Source organism: Sporosarcina sp. resist, from assembly GCF_014302295.1.
Lineage (GTDB): Bacteria > Bacillota > Bacilli > Bacillales_A > Planococcaceae > Sporosarcina > Sporosarcina psychrophila.
The window spans coordinates 1,839,244-1,861,689 of the sequence record NZ_CP060287.1; the positions used below are offsets into that span (position 1 = coordinate 1,839,244).

Here is a 22,446-nt window from a genome sequence, read left to right on the forward strand (position 1 = left end):
TCAGACTTTTAATTGTAATGGAGGGACTATAAATGTCTAAAAAAGTAGTAGTACTTGGGGAAGCACGAGAAGGAGCTTTGCGTAACGTTTCATTCGAAGCGATTGCAGCTGCTAAAAAGATTTCGGGAGGCGGAGAGGTTGTCGGGGTATTGCTCGGCGATGCTGTTCAGTCACTTGCAGAAGAAATGATTCATTACGGAGCAGACCGTGTCGTTACTGTGGAACATCCACATTTGAAACTATATACTTCTGACGCATTCAGCCAAGCGTTTATGGCGGTTTACGAACAAGAGAAACCGGAAGCTATTGTGTTCGGTCACACAGCTTTAGGGAAAGATTTGTCACCTAAGATTGCTAGTAAACTAGCATCAGGTTTAATCTCTGATGTAACTACTATTGAAGGCGAGGGCGATGCTGCGGTATTCATCCGTCCAATCTTCTCTGGTAAAGCATTTGAAAAAGTGAAGAACAAAGACGGACTTCTATTCATCACAGTACGTCCGAATAACATTGCGCCTTTAGAGCACGACGCAGGCAGAACAGGCGACGTAGCTGCACTATCTGTTGATGTTACCAATCTTCGTACAATCATTTCAGAAGTTATTCGTAAATCGACAGAGGGTGTCGATCTTTCAGAAGCGAAAGTTGTTGTTGCAGGGGGCCGTGGCGTGAAAAGTGCGGAAGGCTTCGAACCATTGCAAGAACTTGCGACACTTTTAGGTGGAGCAATCGGTGCATCTCGTGGAGCGTGTGACGCGGATTACTGTGACTATTCTCTACAAATCGGGCAAACTGGTAAAGTTGTTACACCGGACTTGTACATTGCTGCAGGTATTTCGGGGGCAATCCAACATATGGCAGGAATGTCTAACTCGAAAGTAATCGTGGCAATCAATAAAGATTCAGAAGCGAATATTTTCAAAGTAGCAGACTATGGAATTGTTGGTGACCTTTTCGAGGTTATTCCGATGATGATTGAAGAAATTAAAAAAATTAAGACAAACTAATTTAAAGTGAAGCTCCCTCAATAGTGGGGAGCTTCTTTCAATAACTAAGCATATATTTAGCCCGTCATATAGCTGCATGCTATAATACAGACATAGGTTATCTATTAAGAGGAGGAAAATTTATTATGGCTATTATTCACGCGACTGATCAGAATTTTGACGAAAATATTAAAGAAGGACTTGTCCTTGTTGACTTTTGGGCACCTTGGTGTGGACCTTGTAAAATGATCGCTCCAGTTCTTGAAGAACTAAACGGCGAAATCGAAGGTAAAGCGAACATTGTTAAAGTTGACGTTGATGACAACCAAGAAACAGCTGGTAAATATGGTATCATGTCAATCCCTACTTTGGTTCTTTTCAAAGATGGAGAAATTGTTGACAAAGTTGTCGGCTTTAAACCAAAAGAAGCACTTGCTGAATTGATTGCAAAACACGCTTAATTAGTAACTTGATTTAGCAGAAGTTCAAAATCTGGGCGAAATATTTTTTGCGATGAAAGCGAAGCGGCAGTCGCAAATAGCCGAGATGTATTTGATAGAATAACCGGGTCCTTCATTGGCACCCGGTTTTTTGGTAGGTGAATTAGATGAATGAGTTAATCGCAGAAAAGTTGGCCATATTACCGGAGTTGCCAGGCTGTTATTTGATGAAAGATAGGCAAGGGACAATCATTTATGTGGGAAAAGCGAAAGTGTTGAAAAATCGGGTTCGTAGTTATTTTACGGGTAGCCATGATGCTAAAACACAGCGACTTGTTGGAGAAATCATAGACTTTGAATATATTGTCACTTCAACCAATCTGGAAGCGCTTGTCCTCGAGTTGAACCTTATCAAACAGTATGATCCGAAATATAATATCATGTTAAAAGATGATAAGACCTATCCATACTTAAAATTAACGGCAGAGCGTCATCCGAAACTAATCATTACGAGACAAGTGAAAAAAGACAAAGGGAAATACTTCGGTCCGTATCCTCATGCTTTTGCCGCCGGTGAAACGAAAAAGTTGCTTGACCGGCTCTATCCTTATCGAAAATGTCATACGATGCCTGATCGGGTCTGTTTGTATTACCATCTTGGCCAGTGCCTCGCCCCTTGTGTCAATGAAGTGGAATTGGAAACGTACAAGGAAATGGTTGATGATATTACCCGCTTTTTGAATGGCGGCTATAAAAGTGTGAAAAAAGAATTGACGGAAAAAATGGCTGCAGCTGCGGAGAATTTGGAGTTTGAGCGCGCGAAAGAATACCGCGATCAGATTGTTAATATTGAAGCGATTATGGAAAAACAGGCGATGACGATGAGTGATTTCACTGATCGTGATGTCTTCGGATTTGCTGTGGACAATGGATGGATGTGTGTTCAAGTCTTTTTCGTCCGTCAGGGAAAGCTAATTGAACGGGATGTATCGCTATTCCCGGTTTATCAAGAACCGGAAGAAGAACTGCTAACGTTCATCGGGCAGTTTTACGGTAAGTCCCAACATTTAATCCCGAAAGAAATCCTGTTGCCTCAGGGAATGGATAGTGAAATCGTCCGTCAACTTCTAGATGTCAACGTCTTCATTCCGCAGCGCGGTAAAAAGAAAGATCTCGTCCATCTAGCCATCAAGAATGCTGAGATATCATTGAAAGAAAAGTTCCAACTTATTGAACGACAAGAACTTCGTACAATTGGCGCATGTGAAGAACTTGGCAAGGCGATGAATATCACCATACCGTACCGTATTGAAGCATTTGATAATTCACATATGTACGGTTCAGATGCCGTCTCTGCGATGGTGTCATTCCTTGATGGGAAACCGAACCGTAAAGACTACCGAAAGTATAAGACGAAAACTGCGGCAGCACACGATGACTATGCGGCGATGCGTGAGGTTGTAAGGCGGCGTTATATCCGTGTGCTAAAGGATGATTTGCCATTACCTGACCTAATCGTTATAGATGGTGGTAAAGGTCATATGGAAGCGGCCAGGGAAATCATTGAAGATGAGTTGAACTTGTCGATTCCAATTGCTGGACTTGCGAAGGACGATAAACACCAGACGGCGCAACTTCTCTATGGCAATCCGATTGAAATGATCCCGCTAAAGAGAACGAGTGAAGCGTTTTACTTGTTACAGCGAATTCAAGACGAGGTGCACAGGTTTGCAATTACTTTCCACAGGCAACGGCGCGAAACTAATTCATTGACATCAGCGCTCGATGGATTACCAGGCGTCGGACCGAAACGGAAAACATTATTACTTAAACACTTTGAATCTATGAAAAAGATTCGTGAAGCATCCGTTGAAGAGCTGCAACAAGCGGGCTTGCCGAAGGTGGTTGCGGAATCAGTGGAAACGTATTTCCGTGAAGAGGCATTGCGAGAAGAGAAGTAATGTGATAGAGTGAAAGCACTGAGTTTTTTCACTAAAAAATTGCATATGTAGTGAAGATAGAGGTGCGGATACCAATAGTAAATCTCCGGAAGGCGGCAGCCTGATGAACGGGATTGAAAGGAGTATTCGCCGAAGCGGACCAATCGGCTGTCACGATTGTCCTGCTGGATTTCCATTGAATAAATGGAAGTCTGTCAGGTATAAAAATACCTGGAGAGCTATCTGAACGGGGCGGCTCTTCGGCGAGCGCTCCAATCGGACCGGCTCTCATACTTATGAGGGCCGTTTTTGCGTTCAGGGGGAAATTGGAGGGAATAATTATGGAACGAATTGTAATGAAATTTGGTGGCACATCAGTTGCGAACCCCGAGAGGATTGCACGCGCTGCAAAGCTTGTACAAGGTGAAGTAAGTCGGGGGAATCAAGTTGCGGTTATCGTCTCTGCAATGGGAAAAACAACGGATGATCTTCTAAAGCTCGCCGTGGAAGTTAATCCGAAAGCGGGCCGCCGCGAACTTGATATGCTACTTGCGACAGGTGAGCAAGTAACAGCATCCCTTTTAGCGATGGCAATTGCGGCACAAGGTTTGGAGGCTCGCTCATATACAGGGTGGCAAGCGGGTGTAACGACAGAGTCAGTTCACGGCAATGCGCGAATCGAGCAAGTCCATGCAGATAAGGTTGTATCGACGCTTGAATCGGGTGCTGTTGCAGTGATAACCGGCTTTCAAGGTGCTGACAGCTCGGGTGAGTTGACAACACTTGGTCGCGGGGGATCTGATACAAGTGCTGTGGCGATTGCGATTGCAATTGATGCAGCTATCTGTGATATTTACACAGACGTTGAAGGGGTATTTACGACAGATCCAAGATTAATTGGACAAGCGAAGAAACTTGAGGAAATATCATATGATGAAATGCTTGAAATCGCGAATTTAGGCGCAGGAGTACTTCACCCAAGAGCGGTGGAGTTTGCCAAGAACCATCAAATGCCGCTTCGGGTCAGACCTGCACATATGGAAGGTGAAGGAACGATTATCAAGGAGGAAATTGATTTGGAAAACAATTTAATTGTTCGGGGCATCGCCTTTGAAAGAGATATTATTCGGATTACAGTTATGTATGACGTTCCATACAATGGCTCGCTTGCGAATATATTCACTGCACTTGCGGATCACCATGTTAACGTCGATATTATCGTCCAGACAATTATGGAAGGCGTACAGCCGTCTGTGTCATTTTCCATTAAGAAAGAGGATTTTGCAGAAGCTATTAATGTTTTGGAGACAGAAAAAGAAGCCCTTGGTTACAACAGAGCCGACTTTGAAGTGGGTCTTGCGAAAGTTTCAATCGTTGGAAGTGGAATGGTATCCAACCCAGGAGTCGCTGCACAAATGTTTGAGATACTCCGTAGTGCATCAGTTCCTGTGAAAATGGTTAGTACGTCTGAAATTAAGGTATCCGTAGTTATTCCAGAATCGGATATGGAAATAGCGGTAGCGGCGCTTCATAAACAATTCGGGTTAGACAACGACTGAAATAATTTGTTATGTCTATTGTTAACCATTTTATTGCAAGTGCCTGAAGACAAAGGGCGCTCTATCACTTTTAATAAAGCCTTCCTTGTAAATTTTAGTTAAGACTATACAAGTTACAGTGCAATTCCATATAGAAAGTGACACTTCCTTAAAATTAAAAAGGAAATGCTATATAGATGGATTCAGCAGCCAAAATTCCATCTTTGGCTGCTCTATTATGGATTGGAAAGTGCTTATTCATTCGTTCCCAAAAACCCCTCATGCGATTAACGAGAAAACTGCGAGAGGTGCAACCCAACGGAAACTGTACATAGAGTGTTTCATCATGAAAATAAGCAGTAATTTACTGGTTATTTTTAGTTATATATGTTGACATAAAGAAACCCCTGTACAACGCACGGCGCATAGAGATGCCTTCGCTGGAGATCATATAGAATCAATAGTTCAACATATATAGATTAGTTGTATGAAAAAGAAGATGCGCCCGATTTAAAGGATGCATCTTCTTTTTCATGCCTCAACTTTCGTTTTTAAGTCCCATTTGACTTGGAAATGGATGAGACCATCCTTTGCGTTAAATTCTCCGTAGCACTCAGTGAGCAATCCACTAAATTTCTGGTACTGTTGTGCAATGAAACCGGCTTCAAGTTGGCAAGATCTGTTTTGGGCATTTGTAGCGAAATCATTTTTTAAAGAATAAAAAGCCTCGTCTTTCAACGTCTTTTCAAGATGAAGTGGCCCCCATCCGGCTTCTTGAAAGAATTCAGGAAGTTCATCAACACCAAAAATCGGGAATTTTCGAGCTACTTCTTTTCCGGCCCAATAGAGGATTTCATCTTCATGTTTCCCGAGGATACTTGGCAACACGTGATCTCGTAAAATTTCATAGCCAAAACGGGTTGGTGAATCATATGTAGTATTTTCCAATCGAATATGCAACCCTTTCAGTTAAATGATAGCGTTAGTGAATCCAAGAGAATAATAATATATTAAATTCGGGCGTGTCGAAAAGCCCACATCGTCTTGACCTCTTCAAAACTGAGGAGTACAATGGTTATGTCATAATATTGTACCACGAAGAGGTACGTCGTCAACGGTCGCTTCATGTCGAAATGATGACAGAGGCGCACTGAAGGACTCAGTTAATAAAGGAGGGTAAAAGACTTGTCGAGAGAATCAGATTTTTATTTGCGTCGTCTTCATTCACTGCTCGGAATCATTCCAGTGGGGCTTTTTGTTGCCCAACACTTAGTGATTAACCATTTTGCCACACGCGGCCCAGAGGCATTCAACACTGCATCCAATTTCATGGGTAACTTACCGTTCGTATTGTTTCTTGAATGGTTCATCATCTACATCCCACTTATGTTCCATGCGTTCTATGGTGTGTACATAGCTTTCACAGCGAAAAATAACGTAAAGCGTTACGGGACTTTCCGAAACTGGATGTTTATGCTACAACGAATTACGGGAGTATTCCTAGTCGTGTTCATCGCATGGCACATCTTCCAAACAAGAGTTCAAAAAGCATTGGGAGCTGATGTGGACTACGATATGATGGCTGACATCTTATCGAGTCCATTCATGCTTGCGTTCTACATTGCAGGTGTCCTTGCAGCTACATTCCACTTGGCGAACGGCGTTTGGTCATTCCTAGTAAGCTGGGGAATTACACAATCTCCACGTTCACAAACCATCGTTACGTATATCTCAATGGCAATATTCCTAGTGCTTTCTGTAATCGGTATACAAGCACTACTTGCATTTGTTTAATTTGAATCAGCAGAAATCCCTGCTGATTCAAATTTGGACGCAATTACGCCGAGGCGTAATTGAATAACAACTTAACTAAATGACTACGAGATCACCTATAATTTGAGGAGTGAAACAATAATGGCAAAAAGCAGATTGATTGTCGTCGGCGGTGGACTAGCCGGCCTGATGGCAACTATCAAAGCCGCTGAAGAAGGTACGCCGGTTGACTTGTTCTCCATTGTTCCGGTTAAACGTTCCCACTCTGTATGTGCACAAGGCGGCATTAATGGTGCAGTAAATACAAAAGGGGAAGGCGACTCACCTGACATTCATTTCGATGACTCTGTATACGGCGGAGACTTCCTTGCGAATCAACCACCAGTTAAGGCAATGACGGATGCAGCACCAGGAATCATCAGTCTATTGGACCGGATGGGCGTTATGTTCAACCGTACGCCAGAAGGATTGTTGGATTTCCGACGTTTCGGAGGTACAATGCATCACCGTACGGCTTTCGCTGGTGCGACGACAGGACAGCAGCTCCTTTACGCATTAGACGAGCAAGTTCGAAGTCATGAAGTTGCTGGACTTGTGACGAAATACGAACACTGGGAATTCCTTGGTGTTATTCTTGATGAAGAAGGCGTTTGTCGCGGTATTAAAGCGCAAAACATGAAAACGATGGAGATTCAAGCCTTTAAAGGTGATGCAGTCATTATGGCAACAGGTGGACCTGGAATCATTTTCGGGAAAACGACAAACTCTGTCATCAATACAGGTTCTGCAGCTTCTATCGTTTATCAGCAAGGTGCACACTACGCGAATGGTGAATTTATCCAAATTCACCCAACAGCAATTCCAGGAGACGATAAACTGCGTCTTATGAGTGAATCGGCACGTGGTGAAGGTGGACGTGTCTGGACTTATAAAGACGGCAAGCCTTGGTACTTCCTTGAAGAAAAGTATCCGGATTACGGTAACCTAGTACCGCGTGATATCGCAACACGTGAAATATTTGACGTTTGTGTTAACCAAAAACTTGGTATCAACGGTGAAAACATGGTGTATCTGGACCTTTCCCATAAGGATCCAAAAGAGCTTGATATTAAGCTTGGTGGAATCATCGAAATCTATGAGAAATTCACAGGCGACGATCCACGTAAATTACCGATGAAAATCTTCCCGGCTGTCCACTATTCAATGGGCGGACTATGGGTTGACTATAATCAGCAAACAAGTATTCCAGGTCTATTCGCGGCGGGTGAATGTGATTATTCACAGCACGGTGCAAACCGTCTTGGCGCAAACTCACTCCTTTCAGCAATTTACGGCGGTATGGTCGCAGGACCGAACGCTATTCATTACATGAAAGGTTTGAAACGTTCTGTAGTGGACCTTCCTTCTACAATCTTCGACGCAGCAGTGAAAGAAGAGCAGCAGAAGTGGGATGATACGCTTAAAATGAACGGTACTGAAAACGCTTATGTTCTTCATAAAGAACTTGGCGAATGGATGACTGATAACGTAACAGTAGTTCGTTACAATGACAGACTACAAGCGACAGACGATAAAATCGTTGAGCTTCTTGAGCGTTATGAAAACATCAACATTACGGATACACAACTATGGTCTAACCAAGGTGCAACATTTACGCGTCAACTGAAAAACATGCTATACTTGGCTCGTGTTATTACTCTTGGTGCACTTAACCGTAATGAAAGCCGTGGAGCCCATTACAAACCGGACTTCCCGAATCGTGATGATGAGAACTTCTTGAAAACGACAATGGCGAAATTCGATGGACATTCTGCACCAATCTTCCATTATGAAGAAGTAGATGTTTCCTTGATTCCACCACGTACACGCGATTACTCCGCGAAGAAAGGAGATTGACCTAAATGAGCGAGAACAATACGGCAGTACAAGAACGTGAACAGCAGACGTCACAGAAAACGGTTCTTTTTGAAATTCGACGTCAGGATACTGCTGAATCACAACCTTATTGGGAAAGTTTTGAATTAGAATATAGACCGAATATGAACGTCATTTCTGCTTTAATGGAAATTCGTCGTAACCCGGTCAACGCAGAAGGTAAGCAAACGACACCAGTTAACTGGGAAATGAGCTGTTTGGAAGAGGTTTGTGGGGCATGTTCAATGGTTATCAATGGACGTCCACGCCAATCTTGTACGGCACTTGTAGATCAGTTTACACAACCGATTAAACTTGAACCAATGAAGACATTCCCAGTCGTTCGCGACTTGATTGTTGACAGAGAATTCATGTTTGATTCGTTGAAAAAAATTAAGGCATGGGTTCCGATTGACGGCACATATGACCTTGGTGAAGGACCTCGTATGCCTGAGCGTAAACGCCAATGGGCATATGAACTTTCAAAATGTATGACGTGTGGTGTATGTCTTGAGGCATGCCCGAACGTTAACGACAATACGAACTTCATGGGACCTGCATTGCTATCACAAGTACGGCTGTTCAACTCGCATCCAACTGGTGCAATGAACAAAGACGAACGTCTGGCTACGATTATGACAGACGGTGGAATTGGTGAATGTGGTAACTCACAAAACTGTGTAGTTGCATGTCCAAAAGGAATTCCTTTGACTACTTCGATTGCAGCAATGAACCGTGCAACGAACGTACAAATGTTCAAAAACTTCTTCGGAAGTGACCATATGGTGGACTGATTTCAGTCCCTAGCCTCGCTACGGCATTATGCCTTGGCGGGGCTTTTTTCTATTTTTGTTTAGCACCTTCATTTATTAGGGAGTATTTGATAGAATAGATGAATGGGTATTCATTTTAGAAGAGGAGATGTTTGGTGAGTGAAAGCAGTGTACATAAAAGAGTTGTCGACATGGGAATCGGAATTCAAGTTTTCTGTACCTATATCCGTTCGTTTTTCTGAGACGGACATGTATGGTCATTTGAACAACACGGTCCCATTTATTTATTTTGAGCATGCGAGGATTGAGTTCTTAAAAGAGATTAGGCTTATGAATAATTGGCTTGATCCAAAGGGTGAAAATTTTCCGGTCGTTGCTGATTTGCAATGTGATTTTTTGAAGCAAGTCTTTTTTGATGAAAAGTTGGAAATATTCGTTAAAGCTGCCGCAGTTAGTAACAGTTCTGTTGATATTCACTATATGGCGAAGAACAGTAAAGATGATATCGTCTTCACAGGACGAGGTACGATGGTTCAGATTGGCAGACAGACGGGCAAAGGTGTTGCGTGGTCTGAAGAGGAGAAAATACTTTTTGTTAACTAAATCACCATGTAGCCGGCACAGCTCGCCGCCTCTTCACATATTTTAAAGTGAAAGTGGATAGGAGGGCGCGTCTTGATAGAGGACTCTAAAAACCGTTCTTTGCTTACGGCAAGAGAGCGAGAAATTTTTAATCTGCTCGTTGAAGATCAAACGACAAAAGATATTGCGGGGCGGCTCGGAATCAGCGAAAAGACTGTTCGCAACCATATTTCGAACACAATTCAAAAGCTAGGTGTTTCCGGCAGAGCACAAGCGGTAATCGAATTGTTACGGTTGGGAGAGTTACAATTGCGTTGAAGCAGGTGTTAATGATGAAGGGTGATCATAGCCGAGTGTAGGTGATTGATGCCTTGTAACAGTAGCTGTTTGATCTGCATTATGCAGCTCTCAAACAGCTTTTTTTTAACGTTTTTTACCATCAATTTATTAGGTATTGCCATAAGCGCAAAAAAGGGGGACAATAGGTAGACAGTATTTGTTTTCAGGGAGCTGGTTCAGTTGATGGAAAATAACCCACCAAAAATTCAATATACAGATGAAGTTGCACATATGGAGAAAGAATTACGGTATGTTGCAGCAATCATCAAACAACAAGGCCGTAGAATTCTTAGTAATTATACAATCACTCCACCTCAATTCGTTGCTTTACAGTGGCTATTTGAACATGGAGATATGACGATTGGGGATTTGTCGAACAAGATGTTCCTTGCATTCAGTACTACGACTGATTTGGTCGATCGGATGGAAAAGAACTCGCTTGTGAAGCGTGTCCGCAATGATCAAGATCGCCGTGTTGTCCGAATTCATCTTCTTAGCGAAGGTGAACGGGTAATCGAAGAAGTAATTGATAAACGCCGTCATTATTTGAATTCGGTGTTAGTAGACTTCGATGAACAACAAGTGAAGGACTTCTCAGATTTGCTGAGTAAACTACATCAAGAGATGAAAAAGGATTGAGGGATTTTAGTGGAAGCACCAATTGGAGTAATTGATTCGGGCGTCGGCGGGCTAACCGTGGTTAAAGAGATGCTCAATCGACTACCACATGAACCCATTGTCTATATAGGGGATGATGCTCGTTGTCCATATGGGCCCCGGCCGATTGACGAAGTCCGGGAGTTTACAATGGAGATGGCATCAGCACTTTCCGAAATGGGTATAAAAATGCTTGTCATTGCTTGCAATACGGCTACGGCTGTTGCACTCGATGATATCCGAGCACGATTTTCATTTCCTGTCATCGGCGTTATCGTGCCAGGTGCACGGGCTGCAGTTAATGCGTCCGTGGCGGGAAAAATTGCTGTGCTTGGGACTGCTGGAACGATTAAAAGTGGCGCTTATAATGATGCAATCCATGTTCTTTCACCGAATGCGATGGTTTACTCACTTGCGTGTCCTGAATTTGTTCCAATTGTCGAAAGTGGTCAGTATAAGTCAGATAATGCAGGTATCATTGTTGACCGTACACTCCGTGAACTTGAGGGGAAAGATTTTGATGCGGCGATATTGGGGTGTACACATTATCCATTATTGCAGCAACATATTACAACCTCCCTTCCGAATAATGTAAAAATTATTTCATCCGCGGTAGAAACAGTGTGTGATGTTGAACGTATTCTACTTTCTAAAGGCATTGAGCGCATTGCTGACAGCGTAGTGGCACCTGTTTTTTATACAACAGGGGAGTCAGAAACTTTTCAAGGCATTGTTGAAGACTGGTTGTCGATTGAAAAGCCTAATGTAAGCTATATTGAATTGTAAGAAACCCGGAATGTCCAGATTTGGACATCCGGGTTTTTGCGTATATGAAATGAGTTATGATAAGATGAATGCGCAATCTGAATGATGGAGGGTACACGATATGAGACATGATGGAAGAATGGCCGACATGATTAGGCCGGTAACAATTGAAACAGATTATTTAATTCACCCCGAAGGCTCAGTTCTTATTACGGTCGGAAATACGAAGGTGATTTGTACAGCTTCTATAGAAGAACGGGTTCCACATTTTTTACGTAATAGCGGAAAAGGCTGGATAACAGCGGAATATTCTATGTTGCCACGCGCTACTGGACAAAGAACGCAACGTGAAGCTTCAAAAGGTAAGGTTAGCGGACGTACGATGGAAATACAGCGCTTGATAGGCCGTGCACTGCGCGCTGTCATCGATTTGGAGACGCTTGGTGAACGAACTATCTGGGTGGACTGTGACGTTATCCAGGCAGATGGTGGTACGCGTACAGCGTCGATTACGGGTGCGTTCGTCGCAACAGCAATGGCAATCTCGAAACTACACATCGAAAAAGGATTAGCTAAATTCCCGATAACTGATTTCCTTGCTGCAACGAGTGTAGGGAAGACGGTTGAGGGTGAACTCATTCTGGATCTGGACTACATCGAGGATTCGTCGGCTGCTGTCGATATGAATGTTGTTATGACTGGTGCCGGCGCTTTCGTCGAACTTCAGGGGACAGGCGAAGAATCGACATTTACGCGCGTTGAGATGAACGGTCTTGTGGAGCTTGCAGAAGTAGGAATTAACCAACTAGTTGAAGTGCAAAAAGAAGCACTTGGACTTGTTGCGCAGTTGATCAAACCGAAAGAACAAGGTGAATCATGAAGGAAGTATTGATAGCCACGAATAATGTGGGCAAGGCAAAAGACTTTGAAGCGTTGTTTAAGCCACTGGGAGTAAAAGTTCTTACGTTAAATGATATCGAAGGAGATATCGATGTAGAAGAAACGGGCGACACATTTGAGGCGAATGCGATTCTGAAAGCAGAGACGGTCGCACGCTTGCTTGGCAAAATCGTTATTGCAGATGATAGTGGACTTGAAATCGATGCGCTTGGCGGCGCGCCAGGCGTCTACTCCGCGCGTTATGCGGGTCTCGAGAAGAATGATGATGCAAATATCGACAAAGTACTACAGGAGCTAGAAACGACGCCTGTGGATGGTCGTACCGCTCGATTCCGCTGCGTGCTAGCAGTGGCTGGTCCTGGTTTGGTTACAGAAACGTTTTCGGGTAGCTGTGAAGGTCTGATTCACCATGAACGTCAAGGAAAGAACGGCTTCGGCTATGATCCAGTCTTCTTCGTGCCTGAAAAGAATCGAATGATGGCGGAATTGTCACCTGAAGAGAAAAATGAGATTTCACACAGGGGAGCAGCTTTAGCTCAGTTGAAATTCAAATTACCTCAATATATGACGGTGGCAGGTGATTCAGAATGAAGATTGTTGTTATGAGTGATTCGCATGGAGATAAGGAAACGGTGAAAGCCGTTTCTGCACTTTCTGCGGACGCGACTTTCCATTGCGGTGATAGTGAGCTGTCATTCGATGATTCAGTTTTACAGACAATGCATAGAGTCCGTGGAAACTGTGACAGGGATGCTAGGTTTCCCGCATCTGTTGCGGTCAAGGTAGAGGGGAAGACAGTTTTAGCTGTACATGGTCATGAGCATGATGTGAAACAATCGTTGATGGGGCTTTATTATTATGCAAAAGAATCTGGAGCAGATATCGTTCTATTTGGCCATTCGCATTTGTATGGTGCTGAGATGAAAGACGGAATACTGTTCTTGAATCCAGGCAGCACAATGCAGCCGCGGGGCGGGAAAGATGCGACTTATGCTGTTGTAGAATGGGATGAAACAGTGCGCGTTACATTCAAGAATATGGCATCGGAAATAGTAGATTTTATAGAAATAAAAAAGATTTAAAAAAGCGTTGACTTTATTCCTAATGCAATATATACTAAGTATTGTCCTTAGGGAATGAATGAAAGTTTGAAACGCACGTCTCAGTAGCTCAGCTGGATAGAGCAACGCCCTTCTAAGGCGTCGGTCGGGGGTTCGAATCCCTCCTGGGACATAATCAAGATAAGTTAGAAGAAGTTAAGAAATTAAAAAACCGCTACAAACGTTGTACTAACAGCGTTTGTAGCGGTTTTTTGTTTTTGGAGAATTCGTTAGAAAACGATAGAAAGTGAAACCATTATACTCAAATTATACACATTTCACACGATCATTTCCTCGAAGGTAGCGATTGTACTCTTTTCATCACGTACACGTAATTCTTTATGATGTGTGCATAATATTTCAATGTGGTATCAATATCTTTGTGGCCTAACCTTTCAGAAACATAATATATGGACACCTTTCTGTACAGCAAGATACTTGCGTGTGTATGGCGTAATCCATGAACCGAAATCAATTCGATGTCGAGACTTTTAAGCATCCCACGTAACAACTTATTAACGTATTCATTAGTGATACATTTATATTTTGATATCTCACTATAAAAAATAAGTCCAATTTCATTGTTCGGTGTTTCATTAAACAAAACTTGAAATGCCGACATGGTCTTATTATCCATTTTTATTATACGGATAGATTGCTCATTTTTTGTAGGTATAAAACCGTTACCTCCTTTATAATCCCAAGTTTCATAAACATCAATTTCATTTTTCGTGAAATCAAAGTCTTCTCGAGTCAAACCCATCATTTCTCCAAACCTCATTCCTGAAGTTAAGCCAAGTAACAATATGTAATGTGTTATTGTTCTTAGATTTCTATCCTTAGTGATTTGAAATAATTTATTTAGAAATAGTGTGCTTTCCACGTAATTAAGGTGCTTGTCTTCATTCCTTTTCTTGGCAGTCCCAGTCAAAACGACATCTTTTGTAAAATCCTTATAGATAATATTTTCCTCTATAGCCGTTCTAATACAAGCTCGAATATGTGTATTTAACTTTCGTGTCGTTTCTTTAGCATGAGTCAGCCCATATACGTTCAGAAATTGCTGATATTGACGTTTAGTGATGTTTTGTATGGGAGAATTCCCGAAGTGGAATATTATCGTTTCTAGGGTGGCCTGGTATCGTTTAAGAGTAATGGTGCTTATGTCGACTTTGTAGTCTGCAACCCATCCCCGAAAGTATTCATCAAAGGGCTCAGGTTTCAAATGTGGAATAACCCCTTTTCTTAAATTGGCCTCTAACTCCGTAGCTGCTACTTCGGCTTCTTTCTTAGTTCTGAATCCTCCTTTCCTAATAGGTTTTTGTGTCCCGTTTATCATGCGACTAACTCGATATTCCCATGTCTTACCTCTCTTTTGAAATGACGCCATTCTACTTCAACCTTTCTATCAATCATTTGTTTAAACCAGCCAAGTAACAGGCTTCTCGATACTGTAACCATATTTCTAATCTGTTGTTTGCAAAGGAATGTTCAACATTGAATAGCGTTGCGATAAGACGGATTGCTTCACATCTAAGTTTTGGTAATACCAAAAGGTTTAACATGAAAGTTGGAATGCAGAGATGGTAAGCAAATTCTTCTGCTTGCCACTTTTGATACCTAGGAAAAGGGTTGTGAATAGAGGACTGGAATTCTCTTTGCCTTAAGATGTAAGCCAATCCATGTGCGAAGTCTTGCCAAATCTTTTGCTCCGCTTGGTTCTCATTAAGAAAAATAATGAATATTCATTCGAATTTGATAAAGAAATAGAACGCCTTCATTTCTTATTAATGGATGATGATGGATTGAATTCTTCGTTTATAGAAATGGTAATGAAAAGGGACTTTATTATCTACCGAACATCTGATGATCATCCTTTTGTAATAGGTGATAATCCAGTCGTTGCTGTAAATAATAAAAATATAAACACAATTTCTGTTCCTCTTAGCCAAAATTACTTAATTGCTTTTGACTCTATATCATTAGGGTATAACAATGGAATAGTAGATGCTGGGCCGGAGAAAGTCAAAATGTTTAATAATTTACAATATCATCAGAGTATAGAACAGATTTGTTCTTCAAAAGATGACTTTTCATGGATTGATAGAAATAATAGAAAGCTAGAATCGCAAGGTTTTGATTTCTTTTCCAAAATGCCTAAAGAATCCCTTGAGTTATTGGTAATATTAGAAGGGGAAAAGAGTTTTAAAATTGATTAATTTAATTTATGCCCCCACTCAAATAACGCACATCCAAACACGGCATCTCCTTGGTACAATCAATGTATGAATTTTAGGTAGTGCTGTTCTCACGTCTCAAGAAAGATTAACGATTGTCCACATCACACTCCAACCTGTTAGCAAAGATGGATTGTATTTGGCAAGTATAGCGCTCAGATTGGTCTTGATCGGTCTTTAATATCGTCTTAATGCTGCTCAGGTTTGCTCTAGGAGAGTATTCTAACGCTTTTTACAGGTAGCTTCGATACGTGTAAAAGAATACCGTTCCGAAAGTTTGGGAAGTGCTAGACATGACTTTAATGCTTGTTTTTTATTTTTATTGGCCGATAATATAGCTTTAATGGTTGTAAATGTATTTGGACCAACACCTTCTGCCCATTTTAAAAAGTGTGCAGAAGTAAAGTTGATTAGAGCCATGCGATTTTACCACTTGTGACATCTTTCTTACCATTGAATCCCAACTGGAGAGATAGCTTTTTTGACAGCATGACCTCAAAGCGGCATGAGCTGGTTAACAACTTGACACCGAGCCTTCACGGGCATGACACTCAAGCCAGGAAATCAGCAACACGTGCTGGCTTGCCCCGCCAAGGCTATCATGCCCGTCACTCGGTGTAAAGTTGTGAGTTTAAGAATCAGCAACCCTCCCCAGTCGTTGTGTATCCTATATCCACGTCTCTCATGTAAAGGGGTAGCTATGGTAAACTACTTGTCATTCACTGGTACATTTGTTGTTCTTCGGTGGTAAAAACATGTTAGGGGTGGTACATTTCATTGGCTGTAATCAAAAGTTCAGATATTGCTGGTGTTGAGTTGGCATATGATCCTGAACGATGGTGTTTTGTCCGTCACGAAAAAACGTGTGAATAATATACGAAGCGAGGTGCAATCCTATGAAATATCCAGATAAATTGAGTTCATTGGATAAACAGCGATTATATGATAAACAGACCGAATATGATTATCGAAGGATTCTTAACTCATTACGAGACAATAGTGAAACAGTTAAAATTATTGGAACATCATTGAATAACGCTATTATCGATATGGAAAATGAATCAATAAAGTATTTATTGGAAGATATAATGCATCTATTACAAACATTGGATTATTTATTTGATTCTTGTAGTAGTATAGAAGGTTCAAATGTAAAGTTTCTTCCGCATACAGCATTTTTTCGTGAGTATGTCACGACATTAAAAGTGGTTGATGGTAAAATTTATGATATTTTCAATGAAAGAAAATTGAAAGATAGTGAGTTGTTTAAAGAGTTTTGCAATATAAGTGAACTTATATTAAAAGAGAAAAATTGGAGAAATCAAATAGAACATAATATTGATCCGTTTTACGATGGAGATTATTTTGAAATAATAAATGAAGTAAATGTTGAAAAGATGGTGTTATATATTGGAGGAATATTTGATCTATCGATGAAATTAATCGATGCAAATTATTTGAAGGGAAAAGTAGAAAATATAAAAGTAACTTATAAAATAGTTCCACTCAGCGAAAGAATCCAAACCATGTCCAGAGCCAATAAATTGCAAATTGGAATAAATGAGATGTTATGTGAGATAAGTCATCGAGTTATGGAGAATAATAAATTGGACGATGAAGGGAAAAATATTATTGATCTAGGATTTAAGTATTTAGAACTTAATAAATCGTTATTAATAGTCTATAAAGATGAGGAATCGGAATATGTAAATCAGAGTTACTCAGGTCTAAAACGAGAACATTACCAATATTTTGTACGTATGTCTATATCAATAATCTATAGAATTTTTGACAAGTTAGGTCTCTATCTTTATAAAAAAATGGATTTACGAATCAAAAAATCATACTTTAAAGCTGTTATAGATTCGATTGATAAGAAAAATAATAATAACTCTTCATTATTAATAAAAGACTTAAGTGATTTAAGGGGAAGTACGGAGTATATTGAGATGAGTAGGATTAGGCAGAATATTGCTCATAAGAAATTATCCCTCGACTTTAATAGAAGTTCTGAGGAGATGAGGTCTTTGATTACCAATATGTTTGATATTGTTGGGAGCATTATATATAGCTTGTCGGAAGAATATTTTGAAAATAACTCGTTGAGTGTTTCAAATCGTTCTAAAAGTGAGGTTGCACAAAATAGTATTGGTAAAAAGCTATAGAGCAAAATAACTTGGAAAATATATTTTGGTATTGTTTCAAAAAACTAAGAATAGTCATGCGAAATATGCCGGATAACAACTTGATATGAAGTAACCTATTTGACGCCAACTTTTTTATGATCAATTCAATTTCCTGGTTCCTCAATAATATTTGTACAGAAATTATTTCCCTACAATTGCGAACCACTTTCAAATTGGATATAATATATACATATTTCATTAGTTTTCACGTCACCATTTTTCACAGGTGAAAGTCGTAATACCTTTTATTCTTCACTAAAGGAGATTCGACACAAATGTTAGCCTTTGTATTTTCATTCTCTTTTGAGAAAAGTTAGGCAGACGTCTTCCGTCATAAAATTGCTGTATGCACACTAGATACTTACGCATTATTTGCGTGATATATATTTTAAAAGCCGATTGATCCCACTATGGGTGAAATTGGCTTTTTTGCTTTAAAAATCTGAAAGGAGTGCTGCATTGAAATGACACGAAAACAAAACAACTTTCGTTTTCTGTTTCAGTGGGTTACATAAAAGTCGATTGATCCCTTATGGGTGAAGTCGGCTTTTTTATTTATAAAAAATACAAAAGGAGATGGTTTAAGTGGAAAAAGTACTTACGTTTACAAACGAACAGAAGTCGTTGATTTGGAATCGGTTTGTTCAGCCAGCAAATGGGACTCAAGAAGAGGCGGACCATTTTATTGAAGTCTGTGAGACATTCGGCTTGAATCCATTGCTTGGTGATATCGTTTTTCAACGTTATGAAACGAAGAACGGTCCGAACACATCTTTCATTACTACTCGCGATGGGTTGCTTCGTGTAGCTACTAGGCAAGAAGGCTATGTAGGACCTCCTAACGCTAACGTGGTCAGAGAAGGAGACACATTCGAGTTCATCCCATCAGAGGGAAGTGTTCGGCATGAGTTCGGTCAGAAGCGTGGTCCAATACTAGGTGCTTATGCAGTCATGCATCATAAACATTTTAGACCGGTTGCCGTCTTCGTGGATTTTCAAGAATACTTTCAAGCAAATTCAGGTGAACTTAACTCGAAGTATGGCAATAAAAATACTTGGGATAAAATGCCCTCTGCCATGATTCAAAGAATAGCAGAAGTCTTCGTACTTCGTCGTCAGTTCCCTCTAGGTGGCTTATACACTCGTGAAGAAATGTCGATTGAAGAAGACTTTAATAGCAACAGTGGCAATGTGGATGCACCGAAGCAGTCTAATCCAGCCCCCAAAAAACAATACGAGATTACAGGAAATCAACAAGCTGCCGAGACACCTGTTCAGCAATCAAGCAACAACATTATTGAAGGGGTATTCATCCTACAAAGTTTTGAAAAAGGGGTAAGCCCACAAAAAGTGCCATTCGCAAAATTGAATGTTATGAACAAAGAGAGCAATGAAGTAAGTCTTGTTCTGGTGAAGGAGAAACAAGAACTAATTGATTCCCTAAGCCAAATAAAAACGGACCAAGAGTTGACTATGGTCATTAAAAAAGAAAGTGGCTTTAATTTTCTTGAAGAATTCTCTACTGTTCAAGCGAATGTTCAATCTGAAACTCAATCAGAGTCGGTTCAAAAGGAATCCGTTCAAGAGCCGGTTCAACAGGATAATCAAACGTCTTCTGAACCACTTGATGCGTTCATCATGGAAAAGTATGAACAGGGTACAACTCCGGGTGGCGTATCCTTCGCAAAAATGTATGTGAAAAGTGTGGCTAGTAATACTAAAACAATGGTGTTTGCGCAAGGGGAAATAGCGGTTCAAAAAACACAACACCTTATTGAAGGAGATCAGTTTACGATGCAGACCCGTACAGAAAATGGATTTACGTTTTTCGAGAAATTGGGAGATGCGGATAAGGGGGCAGCTTAATTATGCTTCCTGAAATATTAAAAGTTGCAGAGGAATATGGGCTCTCGTTCAATCCTCGCTCTCACGGAAAAAAAGAGACACTTTGCAAATGCTGTTTTTGTGCTGAGGACTCCAAGGCGGGTAAAGGACATAAATTTTATTTGTCGCTAAACACACATGATCAACTTTTTAAATGTTGGTTTTGTGGTGTTTCAGGTGGCGTATTGGACTTTGAAGCCAAGATATCGGGACTACCTTATTCTGAAATACGCAAAAAGTATTTCGGGATAAGAAAGAAACCCATACATCCGGCTGAAAGCTTGAATGCACATCAACTTCGGTCCATTGGTTGGGCTGAATACAAACGGGAGAACCGAGCCGCATTCAAAGAGAATAGAGAAATGGTCTTTAGTGACTGGCAGAACTATGAATACGAAGAGCTTGCAAAGCACTTTGCTATGTTCATAGTGGTAGCTCATATCGAAAATCAAGAGGAGCGTCAAAATAACCTTCTTCATTACGTTATGCAGTCCTGTCACGATACACAAATTCAATTGATGTTCAATCGAGTATTGGCTGAATATGTGAAAGATGAAGCGGATCGTGCTGGTTGGGCTATTCAAGGTGCTGAAATAGGAAGGGCTGCATGGAAAGTATCGTTGTCCACCTATGACTTTGAAATGGATAAAGTCGTGTACAACGTCATTTTCCTTTATCACATGCTAAAAACGGATGAAATGCAAAAGTCTTTAAAAGGGACTCGTAAAAAGGAAGCAATCGTTAATGACAAAATGTCTTTCGCTAATTAAAATAACCGTTACCCTTCACGGAGGAGAAATAGGGACGTAGCTGAAAATTAGTTGCGAGAAAAGGAGTGAATTATGAATAACGTTAGTTTGGTAGGTCGTCTGACGAAAAAGCCAGAACTAAAATACACACAAAACGGTGTTGCTGTTTGCAACTTTATGCTTGCAGTGAAGCGTCCATTTAAAAATGCTAATGGTGAAAATGAAGCTGACTTCATCATGGTTCAAGTTTGGAGGAAACCTGCCGAAAATGCGGCTAACTTCCTTAAAAAAGGCAGTCAAGCTGCGGTGAATGGTCGTATTAGCACACGGCATTATGAAAACGACAAGGGTGACCGTATATACGTCACAGAGGTTGTCGCTGACTTTGTACAATTTCTCGACCCGAAACCTCAAGGTCAAGGCAACCAACAACGGCAAGGACAGGAGAGCTCCCAGAAACAGCCTAATCCTTACGCTAGTAACAGTAACACTCAAAATCAAAATGGTAATCAATTCGAAACGAGTGGAGGTCCTGTTGTGGTAAGCGATGATGACCTGCCATTCTAATAGGAGAATTTAGATGAAAAGAGGGATTGGGAAACCAGTCTCTTTTTGTTTGTCAAAAATGAAAGGGAGGAAAAATAAAATGAAATGGAAATATAATAGTATGTACGAAATTATTGAGTTATTGCATGTGCTTGATTTCAAATGTAATAAACAAAAAATAGGGGCTGAATTAGTCATTTTGGGCGGTTCAGGGATATTACTTTTCATGGAGTTACATGATAAGACATTTCGGCCTACGATGGATGTGGACATAAATCTTCTTAGTACAAATGACGTTCAAAAATTGAGGTCGTTACTGGAAGACTTGGATATAGATATAGTAGGTGGGGTAATGGAATTACCACCATTGGAAGATTTTAAAAAGAGTTCTATGTTCAAGTTAGATGTAGATTTTACATCAATTGAAGTATATGTTCCTGATATTGAACTGCTGGCCTGCAGCAAAATATTTTCGGCCCGTGAAAAGGATCTAGTAGATTTGGAAAAGACGATAATACTTGAGAGTTGTAACAAAGAAAAGTTGTTAGATATGGTGGAGGAGTACAAAATGTACTTATTAAACACCGATAATCCTAATTTGAATCTGTATTCGTTAACTCGCATATTTGAAGAAAAAGGCATATAATGTAGGAAAGAGTGCACAATATAATGAAAGAAGGGAGTCGTTCAGGATGAATTCGATGACTGATAAGAAATACGCTGTTCCTTTTTCAGCCTTTGTTGAAAAACTGCAGCAACAGAATGATTATCTGTTAGAAGGTGGAACTAGTTACCGTCAACGGACAGCGGAATTGGCACTAGAAGTTGCTCGTAAAGCTGGTAATGTTAATTCGTTTTATGACAATGATGATGCCAGGGAACTAGTTACTCAATTATTTCCTGAACTCAATCTTCATCGAAGAGAAGATGTAGCAAAAATGCTACGAGTAGTTGTTAATCGTCTTCATCTGAACGCGACACTTTCTGATGATGTTAAAGAGCACGTAAAACAGAAAATGAGTAGCCAAAAGAAAATTAGGTTAGTCAAAGTAAAATAGGCGAAGTATCTTTTAAAAGTCGATTTACCCATTACGGGGTAGTCGGCTTTTTTTGATAACTCAAATAGAAAGGAGAATT

General features: G+C 40.6%; 24 protein-coding genes, 1 tRNA gene and 1 riboswitch. Of the genes, 22 read left to right on the top strand and 3 right to left on the bottom strand.

What is annotated here, in order from left to right; genetic code table 11:
- Window positions 1-32 precede the first annotated feature (32 nt).
- The 4 genes from H7992_RS09190 (at window position 33) to H7992_RS09205 (ending at window position 4,925) form a co-directional block, all read left to right on the top strand.
- A complete protein-coding gene (locus H7992_RS09190) occupies window positions 33-1,007 on the top strand; it encodes an electron transfer flavoprotein subunit alpha/FixB family protein (protein ID WP_187047342.1) in 975 nt (324 codons plus the stop codon).
- A 125-nt stretch (window positions 1,008-1,132) separates the two neighbouring features.
- The gene (trxA, locus tag H7992_RS09195) at window positions 1,133-1,447 is read left to right on the top strand and encodes a thioredoxin (protein ID WP_067207845.1); all 315 of its coding nucleotides are present in this window, start codon (window positions 1,133-1,135) and stop codon (window positions 1,445-1,447) included.
- 146 nt (window positions 1,448-1,593) lie between these two features.
- Window positions 1,594-3,387 carry an excinuclease ABC subunit UvrC gene (gene uvrC, locus H7992_RS09200; protein ID WP_187047343.1) on the top strand — a complete coding sequence of 598 codons (1,794 nt, stop codon included), beginning with the start codon at window positions 1,594-1,596 and terminating at the stop codon, window positions 3,385-3,387.
- A gap of 49 nt (window positions 3,388-3,436) precedes the next feature.
- Window positions 3,437-3,616: riboswitch (Lysine riboswitch) on the top strand.
- Between the two features lie 91 nt (window positions 3,617-3,707).
- The gene (locus H7992_RS09205) at window positions 3,708-4,925 is read left to right on the top strand and encodes an aspartate kinase (RefSeq protein ID WP_067207851.1); all 1,218 of its coding nucleotides are present in this window, start codon (window positions 3,708-3,710) and stop codon (window positions 4,923-4,925) included.
- Between the two features lie 510 nt (window positions 4,926-5,435).
- Here the strand turns inward: H7992_RS09205 and H7992_RS09210 are convergent.
- The gene (locus tag H7992_RS09210) at window positions 5,436-5,852 is read right to left on the bottom strand and encodes a YslB family protein (RefSeq protein ID WP_187047344.1); all 417 of its coding nucleotides are present in this window, start codon (window positions 5,850-5,852) and stop codon (window positions 5,436-5,438) included.
- 237 nt (window positions 5,853-6,089) lie between these two features.
- Here H7992_RS09210 and H7992_RS09215 point away from each other — a divergent pair, with 237 nt between their 5' ends.
- The 11 genes from H7992_RS09215 to H7992_RS09265 all read left to right on the top strand — a co-directional run bounded on the left by H7992_RS09215 (window position 6,090) and on the right by H7992_RS09265 (window position 13,840).
- The gene (locus tag H7992_RS09215) at window positions 6,090-6,698 is read left to right on the top strand and encodes a succinate dehydrogenase cytochrome b558 subunit (protein WP_187047345.1); all 609 of its coding nucleotides are present in this window, start codon (window positions 6,090-6,092) and stop codon (window positions 6,696-6,698) included.
- A 120-nt stretch (window positions 6,699-6,818) separates the two neighbouring features.
- On the top strand, window positions 6,819-8,573 hold the full coding sequence (sdhA, locus tag H7992_RS09220; RefSeq protein WP_067207858.1) for a succinate dehydrogenase flavoprotein subunit: 1,755 nt from the start codon (window positions 6,819-6,821) through the stop codon (window positions 8,571-8,573).
- Window positions 8,574-8,578: 5 nt separating this feature from the next.
- On the top strand, window positions 8,579-9,385 hold the full coding sequence (gene sdhB / locus H7992_RS09225) for a succinate dehydrogenase iron-sulfur subunit (protein ID WP_067207861.1): 807 nt from the start codon (window positions 8,579-8,581) through the stop codon (window positions 9,383-9,385).
- A 138-nt stretch (window positions 9,386-9,523) separates the two neighbouring features.
- Entirely contained in the window at window positions 9,524-9,967 is a 444-nt protein-coding gene (locus H7992_RS09230) for an acyl-CoA thioesterase (RefSeq protein ID WP_187047346.1), read from the top strand.
- A 72-nt stretch (window positions 9,968-10,039) separates the two neighbouring features.
- A complete protein-coding gene (locus H7992_RS09235; RefSeq protein ID WP_067207867.1) occupies window positions 10,040-10,264 on the top strand; it encodes a helix-turn-helix domain-containing protein in 225 nt (74 codons plus the stop codon).
- Window positions 10,265-10,468: 204 nt separating this feature from the next.
- Window positions 10,469-10,924: a MarR family winged helix-turn-helix transcriptional regulator gene (locus tag H7992_RS09240; RefSeq protein ID WP_067207869.1), complete on the top strand. Its 456-nt coding sequence runs from the start codon at window positions 10,469-10,471 to the stop codon at window positions 10,922-10,924.
- 9 nt (window positions 10,925-10,933) lie between these two features.
- Window positions 10,934-11,728, top strand: a complete 795-nt coding sequence (gene racE / locus H7992_RS09245) for a glutamate racemase (protein ID WP_067207871.1) — start codon at window positions 10,934-10,936, stop codon at window positions 11,726-11,728.
- 100 nt (window positions 11,729-11,828) lie between these two features.
- Window positions 11,829-12,587, top strand: a complete 759-nt coding sequence (gene rph / locus H7992_RS09250) for a ribonuclease PH (RefSeq protein ID WP_067207874.1) — start codon at window positions 11,829-11,831, stop codon at window positions 12,585-12,587.
- Entirely contained in the window at window positions 12,584-13,198 is a 615-nt protein-coding gene (locus H7992_RS09255) for an XTP/dITP diphosphatase (RefSeq protein ID WP_067207875.1), read from the top strand. Before rph ends, H7992_RS09255 begins: the two co-directional genes overlap by 4 nt.
- On the top strand, window positions 13,195-13,689 hold the full coding sequence (locus H7992_RS09260; protein ID WP_187047347.1) for a metallophosphoesterase: 495 nt from the start codon (window positions 13,195-13,197) through the stop codon (window positions 13,687-13,689). Before H7992_RS09255 ends, H7992_RS09260 begins: the two co-directional genes overlap by 4 nt.
- A 77-nt stretch (window positions 13,690-13,766) precedes the next feature.
- Window positions 13,767-13,840, top strand: a tRNA-Arg gene (locus H7992_RS09265).
- Between the two features lie 153 nt (window positions 13,841-13,993).
- Here the strand turns inward: H7992_RS09265 and H7992_RS09270 are convergent.
- Both H7992_RS09270 and H7992_RS25040 read right to left on the bottom strand, forming a co-directional pair.
- A complete protein-coding gene (locus H7992_RS09270; protein WP_370569983.1) occupies window positions 13,994-15,097 on the bottom strand; it encodes a tyrosine-type recombinase/integrase in 1,104 nt (367 codons plus the stop codon).
- 22 nt (window positions 15,098-15,119) lie between these two features.
- Complete coding sequence (locus H7992_RS25040) at window positions 15,120-15,386, bottom strand: ImmA/IrrE family metallo-endopeptidase (protein WP_370569984.1); 267 nt, start codon at window positions 15,384-15,386, stop codon at window positions 15,120-15,122.
- Between the two features lie 3 nt (window positions 15,387-15,389).
- Here H7992_RS25040 and H7992_RS09280 point away from each other — a divergent pair, with 3 nt between their 5' ends.
- From H7992_RS09280 to H7992_RS09310, 7 genes are all read left to right on the top strand, one after another.
- The gene (locus tag H7992_RS09280; protein ID WP_187047348.1) at window positions 15,390-15,926 is read left to right on the top strand and encodes a DUF4238 domain-containing protein; all 537 of its coding nucleotides are present in this window, start codon (window positions 15,390-15,392) and stop codon (window positions 15,924-15,926) included.
- 914 nt (window positions 15,927-16,840) lie between these two features.
- Window positions 16,841-18,109, top strand: coding sequence for a Cthe_2314 family HEPN domain-containing protein (locus tag H7992_RS09285; RefSeq protein ID WP_187047349.1), 1,269 nt, complete (start codon window positions 16,841-16,843; stop codon window positions 18,107-18,109).
- 606 nt (window positions 18,110-18,715) lie between these two features.
- Window positions 18,716-19,996 (top strand): RecT family recombinase, encoded by a 1,281-nt coding sequence (locus tag H7992_RS09290; RefSeq protein ID WP_187047350.1) that lies wholly within the window; start codon window positions 18,716-18,718, stop codon window positions 19,994-19,996.
- A 2-nt stretch (window positions 19,997-19,998) separates the two neighbouring features.
- Complete coding sequence (locus H7992_RS09295) at window positions 19,999-20,784, top strand: hypothetical protein (protein ID WP_187047351.1); 786 nt, start codon at window positions 19,999-20,001, stop codon at window positions 20,782-20,784.
- A 69-nt stretch (window positions 20,785-20,853) separates the two neighbouring features.
- Complete coding sequence (gene ssb, locus H7992_RS09300) at window positions 20,854-21,330, top strand: single-stranded DNA-binding protein (RefSeq protein ID WP_187047842.1); 477 nt, start codon at window positions 20,854-20,856, stop codon at window positions 21,328-21,330.
- Window positions 21,331-21,343: 13 nt separating this feature from the next.
- Window positions 21,344-21,955, top strand: coding sequence for a DUF6036 family nucleotidyltransferase (locus H7992_RS09305; protein ID WP_187047352.1), 612 nt, complete (start codon window positions 21,344-21,346; stop codon window positions 21,953-21,955).
- A 46-nt stretch (window positions 21,956-22,001) separates the two neighbouring features.
- Entirely contained in the window at window positions 22,002-22,367 is a 366-nt protein-coding gene (locus H7992_RS09310) for a hypothetical protein (protein WP_187047353.1), read from the top strand.
- Window positions 22,368-22,446: the final 79 nt, after the last annotated feature.